The following is a 983-nucleotide window of genomic DNA, read 5'->3' on the forward strand; positions in this document are numbered from 1 at the left end:
TCAGCGTAGGCACCTTGGGATAGTGCAATTAGAATAGAGGCTGATAAAATTGATTTATTATACATTGGTTTCAATACCTTAAATCCATAATAGGCAATAACAACGCGCAAATGTTAATGGATCTAAATAATAATTACTATCATTATCATTTTAATATTCAAGTTTTGATGTCGTCTATTCTTGAATGCTTGGCATTTCTAGTCTTTATTTATCAGTGTGTTATATTGTTGAAAACGATTTCTGACAAATCTATCCAAATATCACAGCTGTGATTCACATCACACAAAGGGAGTTATCGTGCAGAGCCCTATCACTTTAGAAGCGCTCCATATCTTGGATGCGATAGATCGCAGAGGCAGCTTTGCGGCAGCGGCAAATGAGCTCGATAGAGCACCATCTTCACTGAGTTACCAAATCCAAAAGCTCGAACAAGATCTCGACATCAATATTTTTGACCGTTCAGGACACAAAGCGCTCTTTACGGAGGCGGGTAAGCTCATTTTGGAAAGAGGGCGTGCAATTCTGCAAGCGAGTGAAAAGTTAGTGAATGATGCGACTTTGCTTGCTAACGGTTGGGAGTTGGATATTACTGTTGCGTTTGATGGCATCATTCCAATTTCAAACTTCTTTCCGATGGTGGATGCGCTGGCGGAAGTAAGCTCGACACGCATTAGGCTGCAAGAAGAAATTCTTGCAGGAAGCTGGGAATCTCTGAATACAGGAAGAGCTGATCTGCTTGTGTGCCCTTCGTTGGATACGTTACCGCAAGAAGTGAAAGCAGAGAAAATTGGCAAGATGTCCATGGTTTGGGTTGCGGCAACCGAGCATTACGTTCATAAACGCAGTGGCGAGTTTGATGATTCAGCAAGAGAGAAATACCGAATTATTGCCATTGCAGACACCGCACGCGAACAGCCAGCACTTTCGATAAACATCATTCAAAAGCAACCTAGACTCACTGTTACTAACTTTACAGCAAAAGT

General features: G+C 41.8%; 1 protein-coding gene. It reads left to right on the plus strand.

Going from position 1 to position 983, the window contains the following annotated elements; genetic code table 11:
* Positions 1-297 precede the first annotated feature (297 nt).
* Positions 298-983: LysR family transcriptional regulator (locus R8O11_RS25545; RefSeq protein ID WP_318194653.1), on the plus strand; the 686-nt coding region annotated here is incomplete at its 3' end.

The organism is Vibrio sp. 1288 (assembly GCF_033344475.1).